The following is a 21,530-nucleotide window of genomic DNA, read 5'->3' on the forward strand; positions in this document are numbered from 1 at the left end:
TTCGTCCCGGGTTCAGGAGTTTACACCCCGAAGGGCTTCCTCCTCCAAGCGGCGTCGCTCCGTCAGGCTTGCGCCCATTGCGGAAGATTCCTAACTGCTGCCTCCCGTAGGAGTGGGGCCCGTGTCTCAGTGCCCCTGTGGCCGGCCATCCTCTCAGACCGGCTACCCGTCGTCGCCTTGGTGGGCCTTTACCCCACCAACCAGCTGATGGGACGCGGGCCCATCCGGAAGCGGGCATCCACCCTTTGAACGTACCCCACAGGATACGTCCACATGGGGGATTAGCCCGAGTTTCCCCGGGTTGTCCCCCTCTTCCGGGTAGGTCACCCACGCGTTACTCACCCGTCCGCCGCTGACCGTGAGAAAACCCACGGCCCGCACGACTTGCATGTCTTAGGCACGCCGCCAGCGTTCACCCTGAGCCAGGATCAAACTCTCCAACAAAAACGCCTGCAAGGCGTTAGGTTCGCGTGCATTGCCCTGTTCCCGCGCTTTCAAGATCCCCCGCCGGTTCAACCGGCGCAACTACGAATGTACCAGGGGTGGGCTCTTCTGTCAAGATGGGAGGTATGGTAGACCTCCTGGTGGTGGTCCCCCACCCGGACGACGAGACCTTCGGTGCCGGGGGGGCCCTGCTCCTGGCCAAGGAAGCGGGCCTCAGGACGGGCATCCTCACCCTCACCCGGGGGGAGGCGGGGAGAACCCTGGGCCTCTGCCCGCCGGAGGCCCTACCGCAGGTCCGCCTCCAGGAGCTCCAGCGGGCCGCGGAGATCCTGGAAGTGGACTTCCTCGAGGCCCTTGCCTTCCCCAACGCCCTCCCCCAAAAGGCGGAGGGCGGCCCTAGGGGGCGGGCTACGGAAAGGGGCCTCGCCGACCATCCCGAGGCCAAGGAGGCCATCCGGGAGAGGCTTTTCCGCCTCAAACCCCGGTTCGTCCTCACCTTCCCCCCGGACGGCATCAACGGCCACCCCGACCACGTGGCGGCAAGCCGCTACGTCCGGGAGGCGGCGCAGGACCTGGCCCAAGTGGTCTACTTCGTTCGCCCCGAAGGCCCCTTCCCCGTGACCCACCGCCTGCGCCTGCCCGAGTGGGCCCTAGCGCGCAAGCTCAAGGCCCTAGCCCAGCACAGGACCCAGGCCCTCTCAGTCCTGGCCTTTATGGAACGACACCCGGAACGCCTCTGGACCGAGACCTTCCACCTGCCCCTGGCCGAGGGCACCCGGGAGGGACCTTGGTGGTAAGGCCCCTGGACCACACCGCCGACGTGGGCTTCGCCCTGGAGGCGGAAAGCCTCGAGGGACTCTTCCAGGCGGCCTTAGAAGGACTTCTCCAGGTAATGTTTCAAAACCCCCCTCGGGGAGGGAAGCGGCGGCGGAGGCTGGTCCTTAAGGCCGAGGACCTGGAAACCCTGCTGGTGCGCTACCTCAACGAGCTCCTCTACCTCATCCAAACCAAGGGCTTCGTACCCGGAAGGGCCAGGCTCCGGATCACCCCCGTCCGAGGGGGGTTTCGCCTCACCGCCACCCTGTGGGGCGAGCCCCTGGGGGAAGGCCTTGGCTTCCAAGGGGAGGTGAAGAGCGCCACCTACCACGGGCTTTCCGTGCGCCAGGAAGGGGGCCGCTGGCGGGCCCAGGTGATCCTAGACGTGTAGGGCGGCCAAGCGCTGCCGCACCCGGTCCATGAGCCCCGCTCTTACCAGGGCCCTGGCCCGGAGGAGGGCGTTTTTCACCGCCAGCTCGTCTGCCGAACCGTGGCCGACGAAGACGGGCCCCTCCACCCCCAAAAGGGGCATGGCCCCGTACCGGGCCGGGTCCACCCGGTCCTTCACCCGGCGCAGGGCCCCCCTGGCCAAAAGCCCGCCCAGCCGGGCCATTGGCGAAGAGGTGAGGGCCTCCTTGATCCAGGCGAGGAGCACCTTGGCCTCCCCTTCCGCCAGCTTCAGGACCACGTTCCCGGTGAAGCCGTCGGTGACCACCACCTCCACCGTCCCCAGGAGGATGTCCCGCCCCTCCACGTTGCCGTAGAACCGTTCGCCCAAGGCCTCCCTCAGGAGGGGGTAGGCCTCGAGGACCAAGGCGTTCCCCTTCCCCTCCTCCTCCCCAATGGAGAGGAGGCCCACCTTAGGGGCCAAGACCCCGCTCGCCTCGGCGTAAGCCAGGCCCATGGCGGCAAACTGCACCAGAAAGCCCGGGCGGCAGTCGGCGTTGGCCCCCCCGTCCAGGAGGAAGGTGCGCCCCTTCTGGCTGGGGAACTCCACCAAAAGGGCGGGCCTTTCCACCCCCCTGACCCGGCCCAGGGCGAAGAGGGCCGCGGCCAGGGTGGCCCCCGTGTGGCCCATGGAGACCACGGCCGCCACCTCTCCCCGCCTCAGGAGGTCCATGGCCACCGCGATGGAGCTCTGAGGGCGCTTGCGCACCTGGGTGGCCTGATCCTCCATGCGGATGGCATCGGGGGCGTGAACCAGGGGGAGGCTTCCCCCGAGGCGGCGAAGCTCCGCCCTCAGGACCTCCTCGTCCCCCACCAGGACCACCTCTACACCTTCCCGGGCGGCCAGCAGGGCCCCCCGCACGGTCACCTGGGGAGCCCGGTCCCCCCCCATGGCGTCCAGGGCCACCCTCATGCGCCCGGGGGTAGGTGCTTTTCTATTCTGGCTTGGTAGTTGCGCTTGGGCTGGGCCCCCACCAGGACCTCCACGGGCTGGCCTTCCTTGAAGAGGATCACCGTGGGGATGCTCATGACCCGGTAGCGCATGGCCGTCTTGGGGTTCTCGTCCACGTCCAGCTTGGCCACCACGAGCTTGCCATCGTACTCCTGGGCCAGCTCCTCCAGGATGGGGGCGATCATGCGGCAGGGGGCGCACCACTCGGCCCAGAAGTCCACCAGGACCAGGGAAGAACCCCTCAGGACCTCCTCAAAGCTGGCGTCGTTCACCTCTATCGGCTTCGCCATACCCCCTCACTCTATAGCAAGGTCTCCCGGGGCCCAAGCCCCGGGCCACCTTCTTTGGCTCACCGCTTCCTCTTCCCGCCCTTCTTCTTCCCGCCCCCAAAGCCTCCCGTGCCCCGGAGGAAGCTCTTCAGCTTGTTCTCAAACTCGGGGGACTGCTTGGGCAGGCGCCGGGGCCTGGGGGGAGGGCTGCCCTCGGGAGCGGGGGTCAGGTCCTTGATGGAGAGGTCCAGGCGGCCCTTGGGGTCGCGCCCCTTGACCATGACCTGGACGATGTCCCCCTCGTTGAGGAAGTCCCGGACGTTCCGCACGAACTCGTGGGCGATCTGGGAGATGTGCACCAGGCCCTGCTCTCCCCCAGGGAGCTCCACGAAGGCGCCGAAATCCGTCACCCGCACCACGCGGCCCTCTACGATGCTTCCTGCTTCTAGCTCCACGTTCCTTCTCCTCGCGCGGTCTTGCCGCGATGCCCCCACTATAGCACAAGGGGCCGGACCCCCCTCGAGTCCAAGGAGGCCAGGAGCTCGGCGAAGGTCCGGCCCAAGAGGGGGTGGCGGCCCGTAGGCAGGAGGTCCACAAGGGGCACCAGGACGAAGGCCCGCTGGTGCAGGCGGGGGTGGGGCACCCTCAGGCCCTCCTCCTCCACGACCAGGTCGCCGTAGAGCAGGAGGTCCAGATCCAGGGTCCTTGGGCCAAAGCGCTCCTTGCGCTCCCGGCCCAAGCGCTCCTCTATGCGGAGCATCTCGGAGAGGAGGAGCCGGGGCGGAAGCCCCGTCTCCAGCTCGGCCACCAGGTTCAGGTAGAGGGGCTGGGGCGGGCCCACGGGGTCGGTCTCGTAGACGGGGGAAAGCCGGAGAAGGCGGGTCTCGGGCAGCCGGGAGAGGGCGGAAAGCCCCGCAAGGAGGTAGGCCGCCCGGTCCCCCAGGTTGCTCCCTAGGCCCACGTAGGCCTTCACGGCGCCTCGAGGAGCCGCACCAGCTCCCGCACCTCCCGGGCCCGGTCCTTGGGCACCACCAGGACCTCGTCCCCCACCTTGGCCACCACCAGGCCGGAGACCCCCAGGGTGGCCACCGTGCCCCGGTCGGCGTAGACCACGCAGCCGAAGGTGTCCAGGGCCACGTGCCGCCCCCCTCCCAGGCGCACGTTCTCCTGTTCGTCCTGGGCGAAGACCCGCTCCAGGGCCCGCCAGTTGCCCACATCGTCCCAGGGGAAGCGGCCCAGGACCACCCTCAAGGCCTCCGCCTTCTCCATCACCCCGTAGTCTATGGAGATCTTGGGGAGCCCCCCATACACCCCTTCCAGGGGCTCCCCCCGGAGGAGGCGCGTGAGGGCCTCGGCGTGGCTCGGCAGGTGGCGGCGGAAGAGCTCGGCCATGGTGCCGGGGGTGAAGGCGAAGACCCCTCCGTTCCACACGTACCCTCCCTTCAGGTACTCCAGGGCCTTGGCGTAGGAAGGCTTTTCCACAAAGCCCTCCCCCCGGTACCAAAGGCCCTCCCTCGGCCCCAGGCGGATGTAGCCGTACTCCGTCTCCGGGCGGGTGGGCCTGAGGCCCAGGACCACCACATACCCCTCCTCCGCCGCCTCCAGCATGGCCGCAAGGGCCTCGCGGTAGGCCTCCTCGTCCCCCACGTAGTGGTCGGCGGGGAGGACCAGAAGGCGGTCTGCGCCCTCCCTTAAGGCGGTGGCCACCCCGAGGAGCACGGCCCCGGCGGTGTCCCGCCCCAGGGGCTCGAGGAGGAGCCGAACCCCGTCGGCGTAGGGGCGGGCCACCGCCTCCTGGTCCTTCCGGACGACGAGGAGCGTGTTCTCCTTGGGCACCAGGGGGGCGATGCGCTCCAGGGTGGCCTCCAATAGGGTCTTGCCGTTCAGGAGAGGCAGGAAGGGCTTGGGGAGGTCCTCCCGGGAGAGGGGCCAGAGCCTCTCCCCCCGCCCTCCCGCCATGACCAGGGCATAGGCCTTCACGCTCCCACCACCTTTCGGTAAAGGGTTAGGTAGTCCTCCGCCATCCGCCTCCTGGAGAACCGGGCCTCGGCGTAGAGGCGGATGGCCTTGCGGTCCAGGGTCTTAAGCCGCTCCAGATAGTCCAAGGCCTCCTCCCAGCCCTCCACCAAAAACCCCGTCTCCCCGTGGCGCACCGTCTCGGGGAGGGCCCCCAGGGGCCTCGCTAGGACGGGCACCCCGCTCATCATAGCCTCCACGGGGGCAAGGCCGAAGGGCTCCTTGAAGTTCACGAAGTGGAGGAGGGCGATGGCCCCCGCAAGGAGCTCGCCCCGGGCCTCGGGGTCCACGGGCCCCAGAAACTCCACCCCTTCTCCCAGCAGGGGGGCCACCTGGTCCCGGAAGTAGGCCTCGTCCTGAATGGGCCCGGCGATCTTCAGGGGCAGCCTCGCCCTCCGGGCAAAGAGGATGGCCTCCCGGATCCCCTTGTCCGGGTGGATGCGGGAGAGGACAAGGAGGTGCTTTCCCCCTTCCCCAAGGGGGTAGCGCCCCGGGTCCACCCCGTGGTGGACCACGCCCAAATAGGGGAGGCCCGGGTCCTTGTCGGCCTCGGAGATGGCCACGTAGTGGACGTGGGGCAGGGCAGCATAGCGGCGGTAGACCTTCTTGATCCTCTCGCTGGAGAAGCCGTGGATGGTGGTGAGGACCGGGACCCGCACGAAGGGGGTGAAGTAAAGGGGCATGAAGTCGTAGTGGTTGTGGAGAAGGTCAAACTCCCCCGCCTCCTCCATGGCCTTGGCGATGTGGAGGAACTCCTCCACCTTCCAATCCGCCTCCTTGTCCTCCCAGAGGGGCTTCCTGGCGGTGCAGCGCAGGGGGGCCCGGGTTTTGGAGTCACAGGTGGCGTAGAGGACCACCTCCACCCCGAGGTCCAGAAGGGCCTCGGTGAGGTCAAAGACCACCTGCTCCCAGGGGCCGTAGCGCCTGGGGGGGACGCGCCAGGCGATGGGGGCCAGCATGGCCACCCTCATGGGGCCTCCTCCCGGGGAAAGGGCCCTTGCGCCAGGGCCTGCCAGGCGAGCAGGTAGGAGAGGAGGGCCTCGGCCCCACGGTTGCGGTTGGGGCCTTCCGGAGTCAGGCCGTCCATGGGGCCGAAGGCGTCCACCAGGGGAAGGCCGAGGCGGTTCCGCCCGTGGAACCAGAGGAAGGCGAGCTCAGCCTTGGACCTCTCCCCCACCCGCAGGTAGAAGCTCACCGCCGCCTTGGCCTCTATGGGTTGCTGGTCAAAGAGGGGCTTGGCCTCCCCGGGGGACATGAAGGCGTTGCCGATGGGGTCAAAGAAAGGGGCGCCTTCCCCAGAGAAATACATCCGGTCCAGAAGGCTCTGGGCCCGACGGACAAGCCCCAAGGCCTCCCCGTCGCCGAAGGCTTGGGCGTAGGCCCACAGGGCCTCGAGGGGCCGGTGGTTGGCGTAAGTGAGGGGGCCGGGGAAGGGCCAGGAGGCCTCCGCCTGGGCGAAGGCCTGGCGAAGCCTCTTCCCCAGAAGGTAGGCGAGCTCGCGAAAGGGCTCCTCCCGGAGGGCCAGGAGGCCTAAAAGGGCGTAGGCCTGCGCCCTGGGCGCGCAAAGGCGCTCGGCCGCCCCAAGGGCCCGCTCCAGGGCAAAGCGGGCCGCTTCGCGGAGGTCGGCGTCTAGGCCGAGGCTGGCTGCGGCCAGGGCCAGGATGGCCCGACCCGTGGGGTCTTCCGCCTCCCCCTCGTCCTCAAACCGCCCCTCCGGGCTCAGGCCGTTGCGGAAGCGGCCGTCCCGCCTTTGCATGTAGAGGAGAAAGGCCAGGTAGGTCCGGACCAGGGCCGGGTCCCGGGCGCCCGGGGGGAGGAGGGCCAGGTAGAGGAGGGCGCGGGCGTTGTCGTCGGTGGTGTACCCCTCCTCTAGGAGGGGAAGGCCCCCCCGGGCATGCTCCAGGAGGCCGCGGGCGTCGGTGCGGGCCCTAAGCCACTCCAGGCCGAACACCGCCCACCTCTGAAAGCAGCCTCAGGTAGGCCCGGGCCACCCGGGGCCAGGTGGCCTCCCGGGCGTAGGCGTAGGCCCGCGCCTCCATCTCCTTAAGCCGGGACGGGCTTTCCGAAAGCTCCAGGATGGCCTGGGCCCAAGGCTCGGGGTCGGGAGGGAGGAGGACCCCTCGGCCCCCGGCCAGGGCGTGGCGGGCGTGCCAGAAGGGCGTGGCGAGCACCGCCTTGCCCAGGGCCAGGGCGTAGGAGAGGGTGCCGGAGGAAACCTGCTCCAGGTTGGGGTACGGGAGGAGGAAGAGGTCCGCTGCCCCCACCAGGCGGTAGAGGGCCTCTTCGGAGAGGTATCCCTCCCTTAAGAGGAAGGCCCGGGCCACGCCGAGCCTCTCGGCCAGGGCCAGCAGCTCCTCCAGGTACCGCCTTCCCTCCCGGCGCTCCAACTTGGGGTGAAGGCTCCCCGCCACCAGGTAGCGCACCCTGGGGTTCTGGCCCAGGACCCGGGGCAGGGCCTTCAGGACGAGCTCTATCCCTTTCCCCGGCCCCAGGAGGCCGTAGGTCAGGAGGAGGAACTCCCCTTCAAAGCCTAAGGCCCGCTTCAGGGCCTCCTTGTCGGGCCTTGGGAGGTCCGGCACCCCGTGGGGGATGTGGACCACGGGGGCCCGCACCCCTAGCCGCCCTAGAAAGGACTCCCCTTCGGGGTGAAGGGTCACCAAGGCCGAAGCCCCCGCCCCGATCTCCTTTAGGAGGCCCTGCATGAAGGAGGCGTCCTCGAGGCTCAAGCCCGGAGGCGGGGCCTGGAAGAGGGTGTGAAGGACGACCACCTTCACCCCACTTCCCTGTAGGAAATCCACAAACCACTCCCCCCACCGGCCCCCGTAAAGCCCGTACTCGTGCTGGAGGATCCAAGGCCTGGGGGCGGAGAGGGCGCGGTAAGCCTGCCGCCTCTCCTTGGGCACCACCCAGCGCACCTCCTCGGGGAAGGGCAGGTCTAGGTCGGCCTCCTCCGCCACCACGGCCACCTGGGCAGGAAGGCCGGCCTCGAGGAGGGCGCGCCGCAGATCGCGGTTGAAGGTGGCGATCCCGCAGCGGATGGGAGGGTACGTGCCCACCAGGGTCAGCATCCTCCACCTCCTTGCCCCCCCGGGGGGGCTTTTCCTATTATAGCCCATATTTGAGTCTAACATTGGAAGTTTCTTGCACAATAACGCGCAAATAGGAGAAAGGTGGGTTGACATCCTAAGGCCATCCCCCTACCCTTAGGGGGAGATGTGCGCCCGGGGCAAAACCTGAAGGGGCCTGGGAAGCGGCGCTTCCCGGGCGGGTCCCGGGGCTTTTCTTTATGGGAGGTGCGGGGTGGAACGCGCGGTAAAGGAAGACTGGCGGGCCCTCTTGGAGGCGGAGAAGGCCCTGGACACCGGGGTCTACACCAAGCATGACCTCCTCCTCGTCCGGGGCCGAGGAGCCAGGGTCTGGGACGCCGAGGGGAACGAGTACATTGACTGCGTGGGGGGATACGGGGTGGCCAACCTGGGCCACGCCAACCCCGAGGTGGTGGAGGCGGTGAAGCGGCAGGCCGAGACCCTTATGGCCATGCCCCAGACCCTCCCCACCCCTATGCGGGGGGAGTTCTACCGCGCCCTCACCGCCATCCTCCCCCCGGAGCTCAATCGGGTCTTTCCGGTGAACTCCGGCACCGAGGCCAACGAGGCCGCCCTCAAGTTCGCCCGGGCCCACACGGGCAGGAAGAAGTTCGTGGCCGCCATGCGGGGCTTCTCGGGAAGGACCATGGGAAGCCTCTCCGTCACCTGGGAACCCAAGTATCGGGAGCCTTTCCTTCCCCTGGTGGAGCCCGTGGAGTTCATTCCCTATAACGACGTGGAGGCCCTAAGGCGGGCCGTGGACGAAAAGACCGCGGCGGTGATCCTCGAGCCCGTCCAGGGGGAAGGGGGCGTGCGCCCCGCCACGCTGGAGTTCCTGAAGGCCGCCCGGGAGATCACCCGGGAGAAGGGGGCCCTGCTCATCCTGGACGAGATCCAGACCGGCATGGGCCGAACGGGGAAGCGCTTCGCCTTTGAGCACTTCGGTGTGGTCCCCGACATCCTCACCCTGGCCAAGGCCCTGGGGGGTGGGGTGCCCCTGGGAGCCGCGGTCATGCGGGAGGAGGTGGCGCGGAGCATGCCCAAGGGAGGGCACGGGACCACCTTCGGGGGGAACCCTCTGGCCATGGCCGCCGGGGTGGCCGCCATCCGCTACCTGGAGCGCACCAGGCTTTGGGAAAGGGCAGCGGAGCTTGGGCCCTGGTTCATGGAAAGGCTGAGGGAGATCCCCTCCTCCAGGATCCGCGAGGTGCGGGGGATGGGCCTCATGGTGGGCCTGGAGCTCAAGGAGAAGGCGGCCCCCTACATTGAACGCCTGGAGAAGGTGCACCGCGTCCTCACCCTCCAGGCAGGGCCCACGGTGATCCGCTTCCTGCCGCCTTTGGTGATTGAAAAGGAAGACCTGGAGCGGGTAGTGGAGGCGGTGAGGGCGGTGCTAGCATAGGGGGATGAGGCAGCGTTACCGCGGGGTGGTGGAGCAGGACGAGGAGGGCTACTTCGTGGCCCACGTGCCCGAGCGGCACGCCCACACCCAGGCCCAAAGCTTTGAAGGGCTCCTCCAGCGCCTGGAGGAAGCCATCGCCGTATCCGAGGAGAAGGCGGAAGTCGTAGGCCTGGAGGGCGAGCGGGAAATGGAAGCGGCGTGAGCCCCCGCCTCATCCCCATCCCTGGCCAGGAGCTCGCCCGGCTCCTGGAGGAGGGGTTTCAGGTGGTGCGGGTCCGGGGAAGCCACGTGCGGCTTCGGCACCCCGACGGCCGGGCCACCACGGTACCCGGAGACCTTAAGGCCGGGGACCCTCCTTGCCATCCTCAAGGACGTGGACTGGAGCAAGGAAACCTATGAGCGGAAGTGCCTTGGATCCCGTTGAGTTCCTAAAGGGGGCCCTGGAGATCCCTTCCCCTTCTGGGGAAGAGCGCCTCCTGGCCGAGTACCTGGCCGAGGGGATGGAGAGGCTGGGGATCCGGTCCTTTGTGGACGAGGCGGACAACGCCCGGGGCCAGGTGGGCAAGGGCCCCATCCAGGTGGTCCTCCTAGGGCACATTGACACCGTGCCGGGACGGATCCCCGTGCGCCTGGAAGGGGGCAAGCTCTTCGGCCGGGGAGCGGTGGACGCCAAGGGCCCCTTCGTGGCCATGATCTTTGCCGCGGCCTCGCTTCCCGAGGAAACCTTGCGCCGCCTCACCGTCCACCTGGTGGGGGCCACGGAGGAGGAGGCCCCGAGCTCCAAGGGGGCGAGGTTCGTGGCCTCCCGGCTCCAGCCCGACTACGTGGTCATCGGCGAACCCTCAGGCTGGGAAGGGATCACCTTGGGGTACAAGGGGAGGCTCCTCGTCAAGGTGAAGCGGGAAAAGGACCACTTCCACTCCGCCCACCATGAGCCCAACGCCGCCGAGGAGCTCGTGAGCTACTTCGTGGCCATCAAGGCCTGGGCCGAGGCCATGAACGTGGGCCAAAGGCCCTTTGACCAGGTGCAATACACCTTGAGGGACTTCAAAGTCCACCCGGCCGAGCTTAAGCAGGTGGCGGAGATGTTCTTGGATCTCAGGCTTCCCCCGAGGCTTCCCCCGGAGGAAGCCATCCGTCACCTCACCGCCTACGCCCCGCCCACCCTGGAGCTGGAATTCTTCGGGCGGGAGGTCCCCTACCTCGGCCCTAAGGACACCCCCCTCACCCGGGCGTTGCGCCAGGGGATCCGGAAGGCGGGGGGAAGGCCCGTTTTTAAGCTCAAGACGGGAACGAGCGATATGAACGTCCTCGCCCCTCACTGGAGGGTGCCCATGGTGGCCTACGGGCCGGGAGACTCCACCCTGGACCACACCCCCCACGAGCACATCCAGGTGGAGGAGTTCCTGAAAGGGATTGCCGTCCTAAGAGAGGCCCTGAAGGTCCTGGGGGAAGGGGGCGGAACGCGCGTGGGCTAAACTGGGGACGTGGCCCTTCCCTGGCTCTGGCCCATCGCCCTCCTGCCGCTTCTCGCGCTCCTTCCCGCCACCGCTCCCTGGAGCGAGGGCGTCCTCACCCCCCTGGTGGTCCTGGGGAGCGGGGCCTATTTGCTGGGCCGGCAGGAGGGCCGGGCCTTCGGCCTGGGCCTTCTCTTCCTGGGCCTTGGGGACGCGGTCCGGACCCTGGAGGGGGCGGGAAGCCTGCCCCGGGAACTCCTCTACCCGATGGGCTACGCCGCCCTCACCTTCGCCCTCCTCAGGCTTCCAGGAAAGCCCCCGAGGCTCACGCTGGCCCTTCTTCCCCTGGCCCTCCTGGGCGGGCTCGCCGCCCTCCGAGCCGGAGCTGGGATGGAGCGGCTCCTCCTTCTATGGGATGCCCTCCTCCTCCTCCTTCTCCTCCCCAGGCTGGAGACGCTCTTTCAGGAGGGCTTCCTCCCGGGGCGGGCGCTTTTGGGAGCGGGCCTGCTCCTCCTTATGTTTTCGGACATGGGCTCCGCCTACGTCACGGCCGATGACCGCTACCCCACGGGTCACCCCGCCCACCTCCTCCGGAGCCTGGGTTCCCTCTTCCTGGCCCTGGCGGGGGTGGAGGAGCGGCGCTTGGCCACCTTCCTCCCCCAGGCCCTGGCCCTAGGGGGGGTTTTTCTCCTGCCCGTGGCCTTCCTCCAAGGCCCTGCTCCCGGGGAGGTGCGGTTTTTGGCTGTCTACGGAGGGTTAACGAGCGCCTTGGGCCTCCTCTTCGCCTCCTATCGGCAAGGGCACCGGGCTCTGGCCAGGAGCCAGGGCTGGACCCGCTTCCTGGAGGCGCTGGCCCGGCTCTCCCCCCGCATCACCCAGACCCTGAGCCCCGAGGCGGTCCTCCTCGAGGCCCTAGAGGCCGCCCGCGCCCTCCTGCCGGAGGCCGTGGGGCTGGAGGTACGAAGCCGCCGAGGCTTGGTGGGGGAACGGAGCCCCCACGCCCTGCCCCTCCCCCTGGACGGGGATGCCGCCCACCTCTACTTGAAAGCCCCTCCCCAGGAGGAAGTCCCCCCCGGCTTCCTCACCCTCCTCGGCGAGCGCATCCGGCAGGTGCTCAAGCAGGTGGAATGGGGCGCCTTGGCCTTCACCGATCCCCTCACCGGGCTTCTCAACCGCCGGGGCCTCGAGGCGGAGCTCCCCAAGCTCCTCGCCCTGGCCCGGCGCTACCAGGCCCCCCTGAGCGTGGTCATGCTGGACATAGACCACTTCAAGCGGGTGAACGACACCTACGGGCACCCTGTGGGGGACGAGGTGCTTAGGCGCCTGGGGCGCATCCTCCAGACCAGCGTCCGCCAGGAGGACCTGGCCGTGCGCTACGGGGGGGAAGAGTTCCTTCTCCTCCTCTTCGGGGCCGACCGCCAGGCGGCCAAGGAGGTGGTGGAGCGCATCCGCGAGCGCTTCCGCGCCGAACGCGTGGACCCGATCCCTCACCCCCTCACCCTTTCCGGAGGGGTGGCGGGAGGGGAGATACCCCAGGACCCGGCCCAGGTGGAAGAGTGGGTCCTCCGGGCAGACTACGCCCTCCTGCGGTCCAAGGAGGCGGGGCGGGACCGGGTGACGCTGGCCTAATCCCATCCCAAAGCACTACTTCTTGGACATCATCTTAGCTACCATGGCCTCGAGGGCCCTCCTCTCTTCGTTCATGGCGCCAAAAGCCTTGCCCATAGCCTTCAAAAGGAGGAAGAGCATCCCCAAGGCCTTCTGCACCTCGGGGTCGGAGAGCTGCTTCCAAAGCCCCACAAGCCCCACCCGGGGCGGGTCCTGCATCACCTCAGGGGTGAAGGTCTCCGCGAGGCCCTTCTGCAGGGCTCCCGCCATCATGCCCACTGCGGCGGGCTCAATCCGGGAAAGGATATCCAAAACGTTCGCCCCGTGGGAGATAAGCCTTAAGAGCTGGGGCTCCATGAGCATCCCCAAACCCTCGCCGAAGTTTTCCGAGAGGTGGCCGAGGAAGGCTAAGGCTCCCGAGCGGTTCAGCTTCTCCAAGGTCTCCGCCAGCTTGTCCAGGGCCTCCGCCTGGTCCAGGAAGCGGGCAAGAAGGGAAACCAGCTGGAGGTTCTTGGGATCCAGGAGGAGGCCCAGGTTTTCGGCCAGAGTATCCCCCACCCCCATCTTGGCAAGCAGGGCGAGGCCGCTTTTCTCCAGGATCTCCTCTAGCCGGGCCAGGCGTTCTTCCACGCTGAGGGTGGTCTCCATGCGCACCTCCTACTCAATGAGGGTGGCAAACCAGAAGCCCTCAAAGAGCATCTTCGTCACCCGTACCCACTTGCCCACGGCCATAACCCCGCAGGAAGGCATACCCGTGCCCGCTAAAACCTGGTCAAAGGCGCACTGGGGCAGGAGGGCGTTGTCACCGAAGTCCATGATGCACATGGCCACGGGGTTGAAGGGTTCGCCGATGTAGGCCCCCTTGAGGTCGGAGGCGATCACCCCCGCCACGTACTCCCCCTGGAAGTGGGCCACCACCCCGGCGGGGGGAAGCATGAGGGCGGGGTTCACCGTGTCCCCGATGAGGAAGACGTTTGGGAAACTTGGGGAACGGAAGGTCGCGCGGTCCACCTCGGGGAAGCCGTTCGGCCCTGCCAAGGGGCTTTCCCGCACCACCCGGTTCGGGGCGAAGGGAGGGGTGAGGATGAGGAGGTCGTAGGCAAGCTCCCGGCCGTCCTTGGCCTTGACCTTTCCCGGTTCAAAGGCCATGGGCTCAAACTCCCCGTGGAAGGCGATATTCTTAGCCTTAAGGATCTCCATCACCTTGCCGGAAATCACCGGTCCCATACCCGCAAGGGGCGCCGGGTTCAGGTGGAAGACCTCCACGGTGCTCTTTTTCCGGATGCCCTTCACCTTGAGAGCGAACTCCACCTGCCCCGCCACCTCGTAGGGCGCAGGAGGGCAGGGGTAGTAGGGGGAGGAAACCCCCACTACCACCCGGCCGCCCTTGAAGGACCTCAAGGCCTCCCGGAGCTTCAAGGCCCCCTCCAGGCTCCAGGGAGCGTAACTGTCCTGGGCCGGGGAGGGCAGGGCCTCGGCCCCCAAGGAGACGATCAGGTAATCGTAGGTGTGCTCCCCGGCTGTGGTCTTCACCCGGTTCCTCTCCGGGTCTAGGGCCTCCACCGTGGCCTGGAGGTACTGGATCCCCCGCTTCTCCAGGTTGGCCAGAGGACGGCGGATTTGATCGGGCTCCCGCATACCGAAGGCCACCCAGGGGTAGGCAGGCATGAACTCGTGGTGGGTGTTCTTGTCCACCAGGGTGACCTGCACCTCGTTGCCCAAAAGCCGCTTCACCTTGTTGGCCGCCACCAGGCCGCCGGAGCCGCCGCCTAAGACCAGAACCTTGATCATCCTTCACCTCCCGGGTACGAATACCGTCTACCCTTACCTCCAGGGTGAACCCGGGAGGCTTGTGGGGGTAGGTGCAAATGCCCCTACCCACGCAGGCGGTGGGCGAAGAGGAGGCCGAGGCCCAAAAAGCCCAAGACCTCCCCCACCCCCACCCCCCAGCCTAGGGCGGGCAGGAGGTACCAGGCCAAGTGGAGGAGGCGGAAGAGGGCGATCCAGGCGGCGATGGGCAGGAGGTAGCGGGCCTCCCGCTTCGGAAGGTTGGTGAGGAGGTAGAGGAAGGGAAGGAGGAACCCCCCCACGGCCCATAGGGCGGCCATCCCGCCCCACACCCCTTGCCCCCGCTCCAGATAAAACTCCACCTCGTGGGGCAGGTCCCCGCCCCAGATGATGATCAGGGTGGTGGCCTCGAGGTAGATCCAGACGATGGAAAGGGCCAGGAGGAGGTTGGTGTGGTTCTGGGCCTGGCCGAGGAGGGCCTCCGTCCCCCTGCTGGCCGCCAGGGCCACGGCCACGGAGAGGGCCAGGATGACGGCGGAGAGGAGCAGGATGGCCCCATAGGAGGCGGAGTAGAAGTGGGCCTCGAGGGCCTTGAAGAGGTCAAAAGAGAGAAAGGTGCCCGCCACGAAGGCCAGGGCGAGCCCCCAGGCCCCCACCTCCGCCCGGTGCGTCCCCGGGCGGAGCCGGGCAAGGAGGAGGGCGAAGAGGGCAAAGTAGAGCCCATAGCGCAGGAGCATAAAGGGGGCGTTCAGGTAGGGGCTCCGGTGGACCAGGATGGGGTCCAGGCTGGCCTCGGGCCTCGCCCACGGGAAGAGCTCGGGCAGGAAGAGGAAGAAGGGAAGGCCCAAGAGGCCCATGAGGGGGAGGAGGCGGGCCAGCGGGTAGAGGTAGGGCTCCAGAGGCACCCCCCAGCGGCTGAAGAGGGCGTTATGGAGGAGGAGGACGAGGAGGGCCCCCAGGGAGAGGAGGAGGAAGAAGGCAAAGGGAAAGTAGGCGGCCGGAGCCCCGAAGAGGAAGGCCAAGGCGTAGAGGCCTAGGCCCAGGAGAAGCGGCCAAGAAGGGCTTTGCTCAATGGACCTCTGCATTCACCACCTCCTTTGGACAGGCCTCCAGGAGGAGGCACCGCTTGATGTAGCGGGCGATGAGCCAGCGCTCCCTTTCGGGGATGCGGCTCCGGTAGGAAAACATCCGGCCGAAGCCGTTGGTGGCGGCGAAGTAGAAGTAGCCCTCGGGCATCGCCTTCACGGCCGGGTCGTGGTAGGAGCGGGGCCTGGGAACCCCGAGGGGGATGACCCGGCCGTCCCCTTCCCCTCTCACCCCGTGGCACACGGCACAGAAGCTCTGGTACAGGGCCTTGCCCCGCAGGAGCTCGGCTTCGGTAAAGGCAAAGGGGCTCTCGGCGAAGCCCCCCTCGGGCTTAAGGCCCGCCCGAACCCCGGGGCTCAGGTTCTCCCCCAAGCGCACCCTCTCCGCGGGCACCTCCACCTGGAGGGGGCTTTCCCGGAAGGCCTTCACCTTGGGCTGGTCCCACATCCAGCCGCAGGCCGAGAGCAAGAGGGGCAGGAAAAGCGCCAAGCTACGCACGGCGCACCTCCTCCACCTCCGCCCCCAGGCTTTTCAGCAGGTCCCGGGTGGCCTCAGGGTCAAACCGGGGGTCGGAGGCGTAGACGAACACCCCATAGCCGTCCACCAGGACCCGGGCATAGCCCCGCGCCCAGACCGCAGGGTGAACGGCCAGCGGGAGGCCGTTCAGGTAAAGGAGGACGAGGAAGATCCCCACCGTGATGGTGAGGATGGTGAGCTCAAAGGCCACCGGGATGTAGGCCGGCCAGCCCAGGAGGGGCTTCCCGCTGGCGTTTAGGGGGTAGTCCAGCTGGGTGTAAACCTGGAGGAAAAGCCCGAGCCCCGCTCCCAAGACCCCGAGGAGGAAGGCGATCCAGGGGATGCGCTCGTCCTTGCCCAGGACCGCCTCCAGGCCCTCCACGGGGTTGGGGGTCAGGGCCTCGAGGCGGCGGTAGCCCGCCTCCTTGAGGGCCTTTAGGGCCCCAAGGAGGCTCTCCGGGGAGTCAAAATAGGCCAGGAGTCCGTAGAGCATGCCGACCTCCTAGTGTCCCTTGAGCTTGTGGAAAAGGTGGACCATCTCCGCCACGGCGATGGGGGGGAAGAGGCGGATGAAAAGGGCGAGGCCGAAGAGGAAGAAGCCGATGGTGCCGAGATAGAGGGTCCAGTCCACCCAGGTGGGGAAGTAGAGGTGGGCGTTCCCGGGAAGGAAGTCGCGGGAAAGGCTGATGACCACGATGACAAACCGCTCCAGCCACATCCCCACGTTGGCCAGGAGGGAGAAGACGAAGAGCCAGGTGAGGTTCCTGCGGAAGCGGGGGAACCAAAGGGTCTGGAGGAGGACCACGTTGATGAGCATCATGGCCCAGTAGTAAGGGGCGTAGGGCCCGGTCATGCGCCAAAGCTGCTGGGCCCACTCGGCGGGCTCGGCCGAGTACCAGGCCACGAAGATCTCCAGGAGGTAGATGTAGGCCACCCCGAGGCCGCTGGCCAAGGTGACCTTGGCCATCCAGTCCAGGTGCCTTTCCGTGATGACCCCCTCGAGGCGGTACCACTTCCTTAAGGGGATGATGAGGGTGAGGGCCATGGCGAAGCCGGAGTAGATGGCCCCGGCGGCGAAGAAGGGGGGGAAGACGGTGATGTGCCAGCCCGGCACCACCCCGTAGGCGAAGTCCATGCTCACCACGGAGTGGACGGAGATGACCACCGGGGTGGCGAGGCCCGCCAGAAGCACGTAGACCGCCCGGTAGCGCTGCCAGTGGACCGCGTTCCCCGTCCAGCCCAGGGAGAGCCATCCGTAGAGCTTTCTCCGCCACCCCTGGCTCCTCTCCCTGAGGAGGGCCAGGTCGGGGATGAGGCCCAGGTAGAGGAAGAGGGTGGAGATGGTGAGGTAGGTCATGATGGCCAGCACGTCCCAGGAGAGGGGACTCTTGTACTGGGGCCAGATGGCGAGGGTGTTGGGGTAGGGCAGGACCCAGTAGAAGTTCTGGGGGCGGCCCATGTGGATCAGGGGATAGGTGGCGGCGCAGAGGACGGCAAAAAGGGTCATGGCCTCCGTGACCCGGTTCAGGGAGTCCCGCCAGTTCTGCCGCATGAGGACCAGGATGGCGCTGATCAGGGTCCCGGCGTGGCCGATGCCGATCCACCAGACGAAGTGGACGATGTCCAACCCCCAGGCCACGGGCTGGTTGATGCCCCAGGTGCCGAGGCCGCGCACGAAGGTGACCAGGATGGCGTAGAGCCAGGCCAAGGTGAGGGCAAAGCCTACGGCCAGGACCACCCGCCAGGGCCTAGGCGGGGGCTTCTCCACCGGTTCCAGGAGCTTCTCCACCAGGGTCCTCTCCGTCCACTCCCCCTGGATGAGGTCATGGTCGGGATGGGGCTCCTTATGCGCCATGGTCCGCCTCCTTCAGCCTGGGGTTCGGGTTTTTCAGGTGGGCCAGGTACGTGGTGCGAGGCCAGGTGTTGACCTCCTCCAACAGGACATAGTGCCGCCCGTCCTGGCGGTGGGCCTGGATGGGGTCGTTGGGGTCCAGGAGGTCGCCGAAGTGGATGGCCTTCCCCGGACAGGCCTCCTGGCAGGCGGTCCGGATCTCCCCAGTGCGGATCCCCCGGCCTTCCTTGGCGGCCTCCGCCCGGGCCAGCTCAATGCGCTGGACGCAGTAGGTGCACTTCTCCATCACCCCGCGGCTCCGGACCGTCACCTCGGGGTTCATGAGGAGGGCGAGGGGGCTCTCCTTGGCCCGCCTCGGGTCCCCCTTGCCCAGGAAGGCCTCGGCGTAGGGGAAGAAGTTGAAGCGCCGTGCCTTGTAGGGGCAGTTGGCGGAGCAGTACTTGGTGCCCACGCAGCGGTTGTAGACCATGAGGTTGAGGCCCTCGCTGGAGTGAACGGTGGCGGCCACGGGGCAGACCGCCTCGCAGGGGGCCTTCTCGCAGTGCTGGCACATGACGGGCTGGTGGAAGACCCCCTCCTCGGCGAAGTAGCGGTCCACGCGGATCCAGTGCATCTCCCGGCCCTTTTGCACCTCCTCCTTGCCCACCGCGGGGATGTTGTTCTCCACCTGGCAGGCAAGGACGCAAAGCCCGCACCCTAGGCATCGGGTGAGGTCCACGGTCATGGCCCAAGCGTGCTCCCCCTGGGGCCAAGGGGGGTAGAAGGAAACCCCCTTTTCCTCCTTGGGCGCCGCCTTCAAGGCCTCCTCTTCGCTAAGGACCTTGACCGCCTCCACCTCCCCCAGATCGCCGTGGTACTGGGTGGAGACCAGGGGGTAGTCCCGGCCCGTGGGGCTTACCTCTGCGGCAAAGACCACACCCTCCGGGTGGAAGAAGTGGGAAAGGGGCGCGGTGAGGCTCCCCTGGGGGAGGAGGGGCAAGGGCCAGAGGGGAAGGAGGGCCTCCCTTCCCCCCGCCCGCACCCGGAGAAGGGGCCTCCGGGGGTCGCCCCGCCTCTCCCGGGCGCGGATCCCCTCCAAAAACCCGAGCCTTTCGGCCTCCTCCTCGCCGACGAGGAGGGCCCCATCCCAGACCAGGCGGGAAAGGGGCCGAGGAAGCTCCTGAAGGTAGGGGTTTTCCCGGTAGCGCCCGTCGTAGAGGCTGGCATCGGGGCGAAGGGTGAGCTCCAGGGGGGCCTCCTGCCGCAAGGGGGGAAGGCGCCCCTCCAGGCCTTTGGCCTCCAGGGCCAAAGGCCTGGCCTCCTCCAGGGGCCGCCCCTCCGCCAGAGCCCGCTTGGCCTCCGGGGAAAGCGCCGGAGGCTCCTCCCCAAGAAGCCCGGCCAGCACCTCCTCGAGGCCCTTTCCCCCGTAGAGGGGCTTCACCAGGGCCTGGGCTGGCCAGAGGCGGCCCAGGGCATCCCGGTGCTGGCCCCCGGCCTCCAGGGGGTGGGCCAGGGGAAGGCTAAAGGGGGCCTCCCTGGGGTAAAGGGAGAGGAGGGCGGCGAAACGCTTGCCCTCGAGGGGGGGCAAGGAGCCCTCCGCGGCCCAGACGAGGCGGCTCGCCCCTTCCGCCTCAAGGAAGGCCCTGGGGGTAGCGGGCTCCCGCTCCAGGGGGGGCACGTAGGCCACGGGGGCCCTCAGCCGGGCGTTGATGGCCATGGCCAGGGCCTGGGCTCCAGGGGAGAGGTGGACGCCGGGGAGGAGAAGCCCACCCCGCCCCAGGTCCTCCACCAGGGCGGGGAGGAACCCCCCGTAGTCCCGGGAGGGGCTGCCGGGCAAGACCCCGAGTGCCTTCGCCAGATCCAGGAGGAAGGCCTCCAGGGCGCTAGGCTTCAGGGCCAGGCGGTGGTCGGCCACGCTCCCCAGTAGGCTTCCCCCGCTTTCCACGGCGTAGATGCGGTTCATGGGGGGAAGGCGCCTTCCGCTTAGGGCCGCCCACCAAAGGTACCCGGCGGGGTGCTCGTGCAGGTCCACGTCCAGGAGGAGGACCACCTCCGCCTTTTCCGGGGCGTAGACGGGCCAGGCCCGCTGGCCGAAGAGGAGCTCCGCCCCCAAGTAGACGTTCTCCAGGCTCCAGGCCTCAAAGCGGGCCACCCTGAGGTTGGGAAATTGGGCCTGGGCCCTTTGCAGAAGGGCCTCGAGGCCAGGTGAGGTGGTGCGGGGGAGGACGAGGAGGGTCTCCCCTTCCCCCAGCGCCTTCCGCCAGGCGGCAAAGAAGCCTTTCCAGTCAGGGGCTTTCCCCTTACGGGCCGGATCGTAAAGGGCATAGAGGCCCGCCAGGGGATAAGGGCTCATGGCCCCTTCTAGGGGGGACAGGAAGAGAGGGCGCTCCTGGTAGTGGCGCACCAGGACGGGCTCGGCCACCCCAGCGTGGGCAATGGCGGTGGCGAAGGCCGTCCTCCCCCCCTCCACCACCCACTCCGGCTGGCGCACGTAGGGTACCCCCTTGCGCCGCACCACCGGGGTACAAGCGGCGAGGGTGAGAAGTCCTAGGGCCAGAAACCCCCGTCGGCTCACGGGGCCAAAGGGGAACTCCTCCCGAAAAAGCTCCTTCTCTAGGGATTCCTTGTAACCGCGCTCGGGCATCTCCCCTCCTATCGGTGGCAGGTGCTGCAGCTCGTCAGGGCCTCGGGGGGGCGCACATGGTAAAGGGCCTTAAGCCGGGCCCCCAAGGCGGGATCGGGTTGGTAGGCCATGTTGAAAACCTCCTCCCTGGGCCTTAGGCGGGCCTCGGGGCGGCGGTGGCAGTCCAGGCAGAACTTCATGGTGAAGGCCTGGGGCTGGTAGACCACGGGCATCTGGTCCACCCGGCCGTGGCATTCGGCACACCCCACGCCCTTGGCCACATGGGCCGCATGGTGGAAGTAGACGAAATCCGGAAGGTTGACCACCCGGTTCCAGCGGATGGGCTCCCCCGTCTCCCAACTCTTCCGCACCAGGGCCAGGTTGGGGCTTTGCGGCCTGACGTAGGTGTGGCAGGTCATGCAGGTCTCCGTGGGGGGCAGGCCTGCGTAGGCCGCGTGCTCCACCGCGGCGTGGCAGTAGCGGCAGGAAAGGCCAAGCCCCCCGGCGTGGAGGGCGTGGCTGAAGGGAACGGGCTGGGGCACGGACAGGGTGCGCTGCTCAAAGGCCCCCACCGCCACCCCGGAGAAGACCACCAGGAGAAGGGCAGCCACCCCGAGCACCGAACCCCAGAAGAGGGTCTTGACCCACCGGTTTCTTCGCCTCATACCACCTCCGGCCTCAAAGGCCAAGGCTACGGGCATGGACCCTGCGGATCAATCCGGGCTTGAGGAGCGTCTCATAAGGAAGCCGGCCGTGCCCGCGCTGACCCCTAAGTAAGGTTGTTTCAGGGGTAAGCTACCCTAAGGGCGTAGGGACAAATGTCCCGGGAATCCACCAGGACTTTACCCACATCTCCGTTTCGTGGTAAATCTCCCCTTGCGGGCGCAGCCCGTATCTGGTACCGGGGGTGATCCATGGACATGCTCAAGGTGGCCGAGGCCAGGCTCCAGGAGTTCACGGGCCGTTTTGCGAGCGTTTTCCCCCGATAAGCGCCTCCACCGACGGTTTGAAGAGGTGGTGCGGGGCGCCTTGGCCGCAGGCTCAGCCCGGGTGAGCGAGATGGTGGCCTCGCTCCCTTCTCCCCTCCAGAACCGCTTCCACCAGGCCAAAGCCCTTTACCGCTTCCTGTCCAACCCACGGGTGGAGGCAGAAGCCCTCCTTGACCGGGTCTATCAGGAGAGCGCGACTG

The 21,530-nt window shown here is 67.9% G+C and carries 24 protein-coding genes and 1 rRNA gene; 8 read left to right on the forward strand and 17 right to left on the reverse strand.

The genetic code is table 11. The features are described 5' to 3' along the window. A 16S ribosomal RNA gene (locus H531_RS0110435) occupies positions 1 to 444 on the reverse strand; the annotation flags it as partial. A gap of 125 nt (positions 445 to 569) precedes the next feature. On the opposite strand from H531_RS0110435, the gene H531_RS0110440 reads away from it, so the two are divergent. After that, positions 570 to 1,241: a PIG-L deacetylase family protein gene (locus tag H531_RS0110440; protein WP_022799289.1), complete on the forward strand. Its 672-nt coding sequence runs from the start codon at positions 570 to 572 to the stop codon at positions 1,239 to 1,241. Continuing rightward, the gene (locus H531_RS0110445) at positions 1,232 to 1,651 is read left to right on the forward strand and encodes an archease (protein ID WP_022799290.1); all 420 of its coding nucleotides are present in this window, start codon (positions 1,232 to 1,234) and stop codon (positions 1,649 to 1,651) included. The genes H531_RS0110440 and H531_RS0110445 overlap by 10 nt, the downstream gene beginning before the upstream one ends. On the opposite strand, the gene plsX is transcribed toward H531_RS0110445, so the two are convergent. From plsX to H531_RS0110485, 8 genes are read right to left on the reverse strand one after another with little or no spacing between them, the layout of a single operon-like run. After that, positions 1,640 to 2,620 (reverse strand): phosphate acyltransferase PlsX, encoded by a 981-nt coding sequence (gene plsX / locus H531_RS0110450; RefSeq protein ID WP_022799291.1) that lies wholly within the window; start codon positions 2,618 to 2,620, stop codon positions 1,640 to 1,642. The two genes, H531_RS0110445 and plsX, sit on opposite strands and share 12 nt — an antisense overlap. Further along, positions 2,617 to 2,949: a thioredoxin gene (trxA, locus tag H531_RS0110455; protein WP_022799292.1), complete on the reverse strand. Its 333-nt coding sequence runs from the start codon at positions 2,947 to 2,949 to the stop codon at positions 2,617 to 2,619. The genes plsX and trxA overlap by 4 nt, the downstream gene beginning before the upstream one ends. Positions 2,950 to 3,008: 59 nt before the next feature. Next, positions 3,009 to 3,383, reverse strand: coding sequence for a S1 RNA-binding domain-containing protein (locus H531_RS0110460; RefSeq protein ID WP_022799293.1), 375 nt, complete (start codon positions 3,381 to 3,383; stop codon positions 3,009 to 3,011). A 38-nt stretch (positions 3,384 to 3,421) separates the two neighbouring features. Further along, on the reverse strand, positions 3,422 to 3,901 hold the full coding sequence (gene folK, locus H531_RS0110465) for a 2-amino-4-hydroxy-6-hydroxymethyldihydropteridine diphosphokinase (RefSeq protein WP_022799294.1): 480 nt from the start codon (positions 3,899 to 3,901) through the stop codon (positions 3,422 to 3,424). Continuing rightward, entirely contained in the window at positions 3,898 to 4,908 is a 1,011-nt protein-coding gene (locus H531_RS0110470) for a mannose-1-phosphate guanylyltransferase (protein WP_022799295.1), read from the reverse strand. Before H531_RS0110470 ends, folK begins: the two co-directional genes overlap by 4 nt. Then, positions 4,905 to 5,915 carry a glycosyltransferase family 4 protein gene (locus tag H531_RS0110475; RefSeq protein WP_022799296.1) on the reverse strand — a complete coding sequence of 337 codons (1,011 nt, stop codon included), beginning with the start codon at positions 5,913 to 5,915 and terminating at the stop codon, positions 4,905 to 4,907. The genes H531_RS0110470 and H531_RS0110475 overlap by 4 nt, the downstream gene beginning before the upstream one ends. Then, positions 5,912 to 6,895 (reverse strand): hypothetical protein, encoded by a 984-nt coding sequence (locus tag H531_RS0110480; RefSeq protein WP_022799297.1) that lies wholly within the window; start codon positions 6,893 to 6,895, stop codon positions 5,912 to 5,914. Before H531_RS0110480 ends, H531_RS0110475 begins: the two co-directional genes overlap by 4 nt. Next, on the reverse strand, positions 6,873 to 8,012 hold the full coding sequence (locus H531_RS0110485; RefSeq protein WP_028490800.1) for a glycosyltransferase family 4 protein: 1,140 nt from the start codon (positions 8,010 to 8,012) through the stop codon (positions 6,873 to 6,875). Before H531_RS0110485 ends, H531_RS0110480 begins: the two co-directional genes overlap by 23 nt. A 232-nt stretch (positions 8,013 to 8,244) precedes the next feature. Here H531_RS0110485 and lysJ point away from each other — a divergent pair, with 232 nt between their 5' ends. Genes lysJ through H531_RS0110510 form a run of 5 tightly spaced genes read left to right on the forward strand, consistent with a single transcriptional unit; the run spans position 8,245 to position 12,518 of the window. Next, the gene (gene lysJ, locus H531_RS0110490; protein WP_022799299.1) at positions 8,245 to 9,432 is read left to right on the forward strand and encodes a [LysW]-aminoadipate semialdehyde transaminase LysJ; all 1,188 of its coding nucleotides are present in this window, start codon (positions 8,245 to 8,247) and stop codon (positions 9,430 to 9,432) included. 4 nt (positions 9,433 to 9,436) lie between these two features. Then, complete coding sequence (locus H531_RS0110495; protein WP_022799300.1) at positions 9,437 to 9,634, forward strand: type II toxin-antitoxin system HicB family antitoxin; 198 nt, start codon at positions 9,437 to 9,439, stop codon at positions 9,632 to 9,634. Then, positions 9,631 to 9,831 (forward strand): type II toxin-antitoxin system HicA family toxin, encoded by a 201-nt coding sequence (locus H531_RS13510; RefSeq protein WP_022799301.1) that lies wholly within the window; start codon positions 9,631 to 9,633, stop codon positions 9,829 to 9,831. Before H531_RS0110495 ends, H531_RS13510 begins: the two co-directional genes overlap by 4 nt. Then, entirely contained in the window at positions 9,828 to 10,910 is a 1,083-nt protein-coding gene (locus tag H531_RS0110505) for a [LysW]-lysine hydrolase (protein WP_028490801.1), read from the forward strand. Before H531_RS13510 ends, H531_RS0110505 begins: the two co-directional genes overlap by 4 nt. Before the next feature lie 9 nt (positions 10,911 to 10,919). Continuing rightward, positions 10,920 to 12,518 (forward strand): GGDEF domain-containing protein, encoded by a 1,599-nt coding sequence (locus H531_RS0110510; protein WP_022799303.1) that lies wholly within the window; start codon positions 10,920 to 10,922, stop codon positions 12,516 to 12,518. A gap of 15 nt (positions 12,519 to 12,533) precedes the next feature. Here H531_RS0110510 and H531_RS14510 read toward each other — a convergent pair whose 3' ends face one another. The 8 genes from H531_RS14510 to H531_RS0110550 all read right to left on the reverse strand — a co-directional run bounded on the left by H531_RS14510 (position 12,534) and on the right by H531_RS0110550 (position 21,006). After that, the gene (locus H531_RS14510) at positions 12,534 to 13,145 is read right to left on the reverse strand and encodes a helical membrane plugin domain-containing protein (protein ID WP_022799304.1); all 612 of its coding nucleotides are present in this window, start codon (positions 13,143 to 13,145) and stop codon (positions 12,534 to 12,536) included. 9 nt (positions 13,146 to 13,154) lie between these two features. After that, the gene (locus H531_RS0110520; RefSeq protein ID WP_022799305.1) at positions 13,155 to 14,288 is read right to left on the reverse strand and encodes an NAD(P)/FAD-dependent oxidoreductase; all 1,134 of its coding nucleotides are present in this window, start codon (positions 14,286 to 14,288) and stop codon (positions 13,155 to 13,157) included. 83 nt (positions 14,289 to 14,371) lie between these two features. Then, positions 14,372 to 15,370 carry a hypothetical protein gene (locus H531_RS0110525; RefSeq protein WP_022799306.1) on the reverse strand — a complete coding sequence of 333 codons (999 nt, stop codon included), beginning with the start codon at positions 15,368 to 15,370 and terminating at the stop codon, positions 14,372 to 14,374. Beyond that, the gene (locus tag H531_RS0110530) at positions 15,354 to 15,869 is read right to left on the reverse strand and encodes a c-type cytochrome (RefSeq protein ID WP_022799307.1); all 516 of its coding nucleotides are present in this window, start codon (positions 15,867 to 15,869) and stop codon (positions 15,354 to 15,356) included. Before H531_RS0110530 ends, H531_RS0110525 begins: the two co-directional genes overlap by 17 nt. Beyond that, on the reverse strand, positions 15,862 to 16,380 hold the full coding sequence (locus H531_RS0110535; RefSeq protein ID WP_022799308.1) for a DUF3341 domain-containing protein: 519 nt from the start codon (positions 16,378 to 16,380) through the stop codon (positions 15,862 to 15,864). Before H531_RS0110535 ends, H531_RS0110530 begins: the two co-directional genes overlap by 8 nt. A gap of 9 nt (positions 16,381 to 16,389) precedes the next feature. Continuing rightward, positions 16,390 to 17,742: an NrfD/PsrC family molybdoenzyme membrane anchor subunit gene (gene nrfD / locus H531_RS0110540; RefSeq protein WP_022799309.1), complete on the reverse strand. Its 1,353-nt coding sequence runs from the start codon at positions 17,740 to 17,742 to the stop codon at positions 16,390 to 16,392. After that, positions 17,732 to 20,362, reverse strand: coding sequence for a 4Fe-4S dicluster domain-containing protein (locus H531_RS0110545; RefSeq protein WP_022799310.1), 2,631 nt, complete (start codon positions 20,360 to 20,362; stop codon positions 17,732 to 17,734). Before H531_RS0110545 ends, nrfD begins: the two co-directional genes overlap by 11 nt. Positions 20,363 to 20,370: 8 nt before the next feature. Next, positions 20,371 to 21,006: a cytochrome c3 family protein gene (locus H531_RS0110550; RefSeq protein ID WP_022799311.1), complete on the reverse strand. Its 636-nt coding sequence runs from the start codon at positions 21,004 to 21,006 to the stop codon at positions 20,371 to 20,373. Between the two features lie 196 nt (positions 21,007 to 21,202). Between H531_RS0110550 and H531_RS15350 the strand changes: the two genes are divergently transcribed. Then, a partial coding sequence (locus tag H531_RS15350; protein WP_500691336.1) for a transposase DNA-binding-containing protein occupies positions 21,203 to 21,530 on the forward strand: 328 nt, incomplete at its 3' end.

Source organism: Thermus islandicus DSM 21543 (assembly GCF_000421625.1).
Classification (GTDB): domain Bacteria; phylum Deinococcota; class Deinococci; order Deinococcales; family Thermaceae; genus Thermus; species Thermus islandicus.

Excerpts from the sequence above, each read along its gene's own strand:
- H531_RS0110525 (WP_022799306.1), bottom strand. The coding sequence starts at position 15,370 with ATGCAGAGGTCCATTGAGCAAAGCCCTTCTTGGCCGCTTCTCCTGGGC.
- H531_RS0110520 (WP_022799305.1), bottom strand. The coding sequence starts at position 14,288 with ATGATCAAGGTTCTGGTCTTAGGCGGCGGCTCCGGCGGCCTGGTGGCG.
- H531_RS0110495 (WP_022799300.1), top strand. The coding sequence starts at position 9,437 with ATGAGGCAGCGTTACCGCGGGGTGGTGGAGCAGGACGAGGAGGGCTAC.
- H531_RS0110440 (WP_022799289.1), top strand. The coding sequence starts at position 570 with ATGGTAGACCTCCTGGTGGTGGTCCCCCACCCGGACGACGAGACCTTC.
- H531_RS0110550 (WP_022799311.1), bottom strand. The coding sequence starts at position 21,006 with ATGAGGCGAAGAAACCGGTGGGTCAAGACCCTCTTCTGGGGTTCGGTG.
- H531_RS0110545 (WP_022799310.1), bottom strand. The coding sequence starts at position 20,362 with ATGCCCGAGCGCGGTTACAAGGAATCCCTAGAGAAGGAGCTTTTTCGG.
- H531_RS0110485 (WP_028490800.1), bottom strand. The coding sequence starts at position 8,012 with ATGCTGACCCTGGTGGGCACGTACCCTCCCATCCGCTGCGGGATCGCC.
- H531_RS0110475 (WP_022799296.1), bottom strand. The coding sequence starts at position 5,915 with ATGAGGGTGGCCATGCTGGCCCCCATCGCCTGGCGCGTCCCCCCCAGG.
- H531_RS0110535 (WP_022799308.1), bottom strand. The coding sequence starts at position 16,380 with ATGCTCTACGGACTCCTGGCCTATTTTGACTCCCCGGAGAGCCTCCTT.
- nrfD (WP_022799309.1), bottom strand. The coding sequence starts at position 17,742 with ATGGCGCATAAGGAGCCCCATCCCGACCATGACCTCATCCAGGGGGAG.
- H531_RS0110505 (WP_028490801.1), top strand. The coding sequence starts at position 9,828 with ATGAGCGGAAGTGCCTTGGATCCCGTTGAGTTCCTAAAGGGGGCCCTG.
- trxA (WP_022799292.1), bottom strand. The coding sequence starts at position 2,949 with ATGGCGAAGCCGATAGAGGTGAACGACGCCAGCTTTGAGGAGGTCCTG.
- plsX (WP_022799291.1), bottom strand. The coding sequence starts at position 2,620 with ATGAGGGTGGCCCTGGACGCCATGGGGGGGGACCGGGCTCCCCAGGTG.
- H531_RS14510 (WP_022799304.1), bottom strand. The coding sequence starts at position 13,145 with ATGGAGACCACCCTCAGCGTGGAAGAACGCCTGGCCCGGCTAGAGGAG.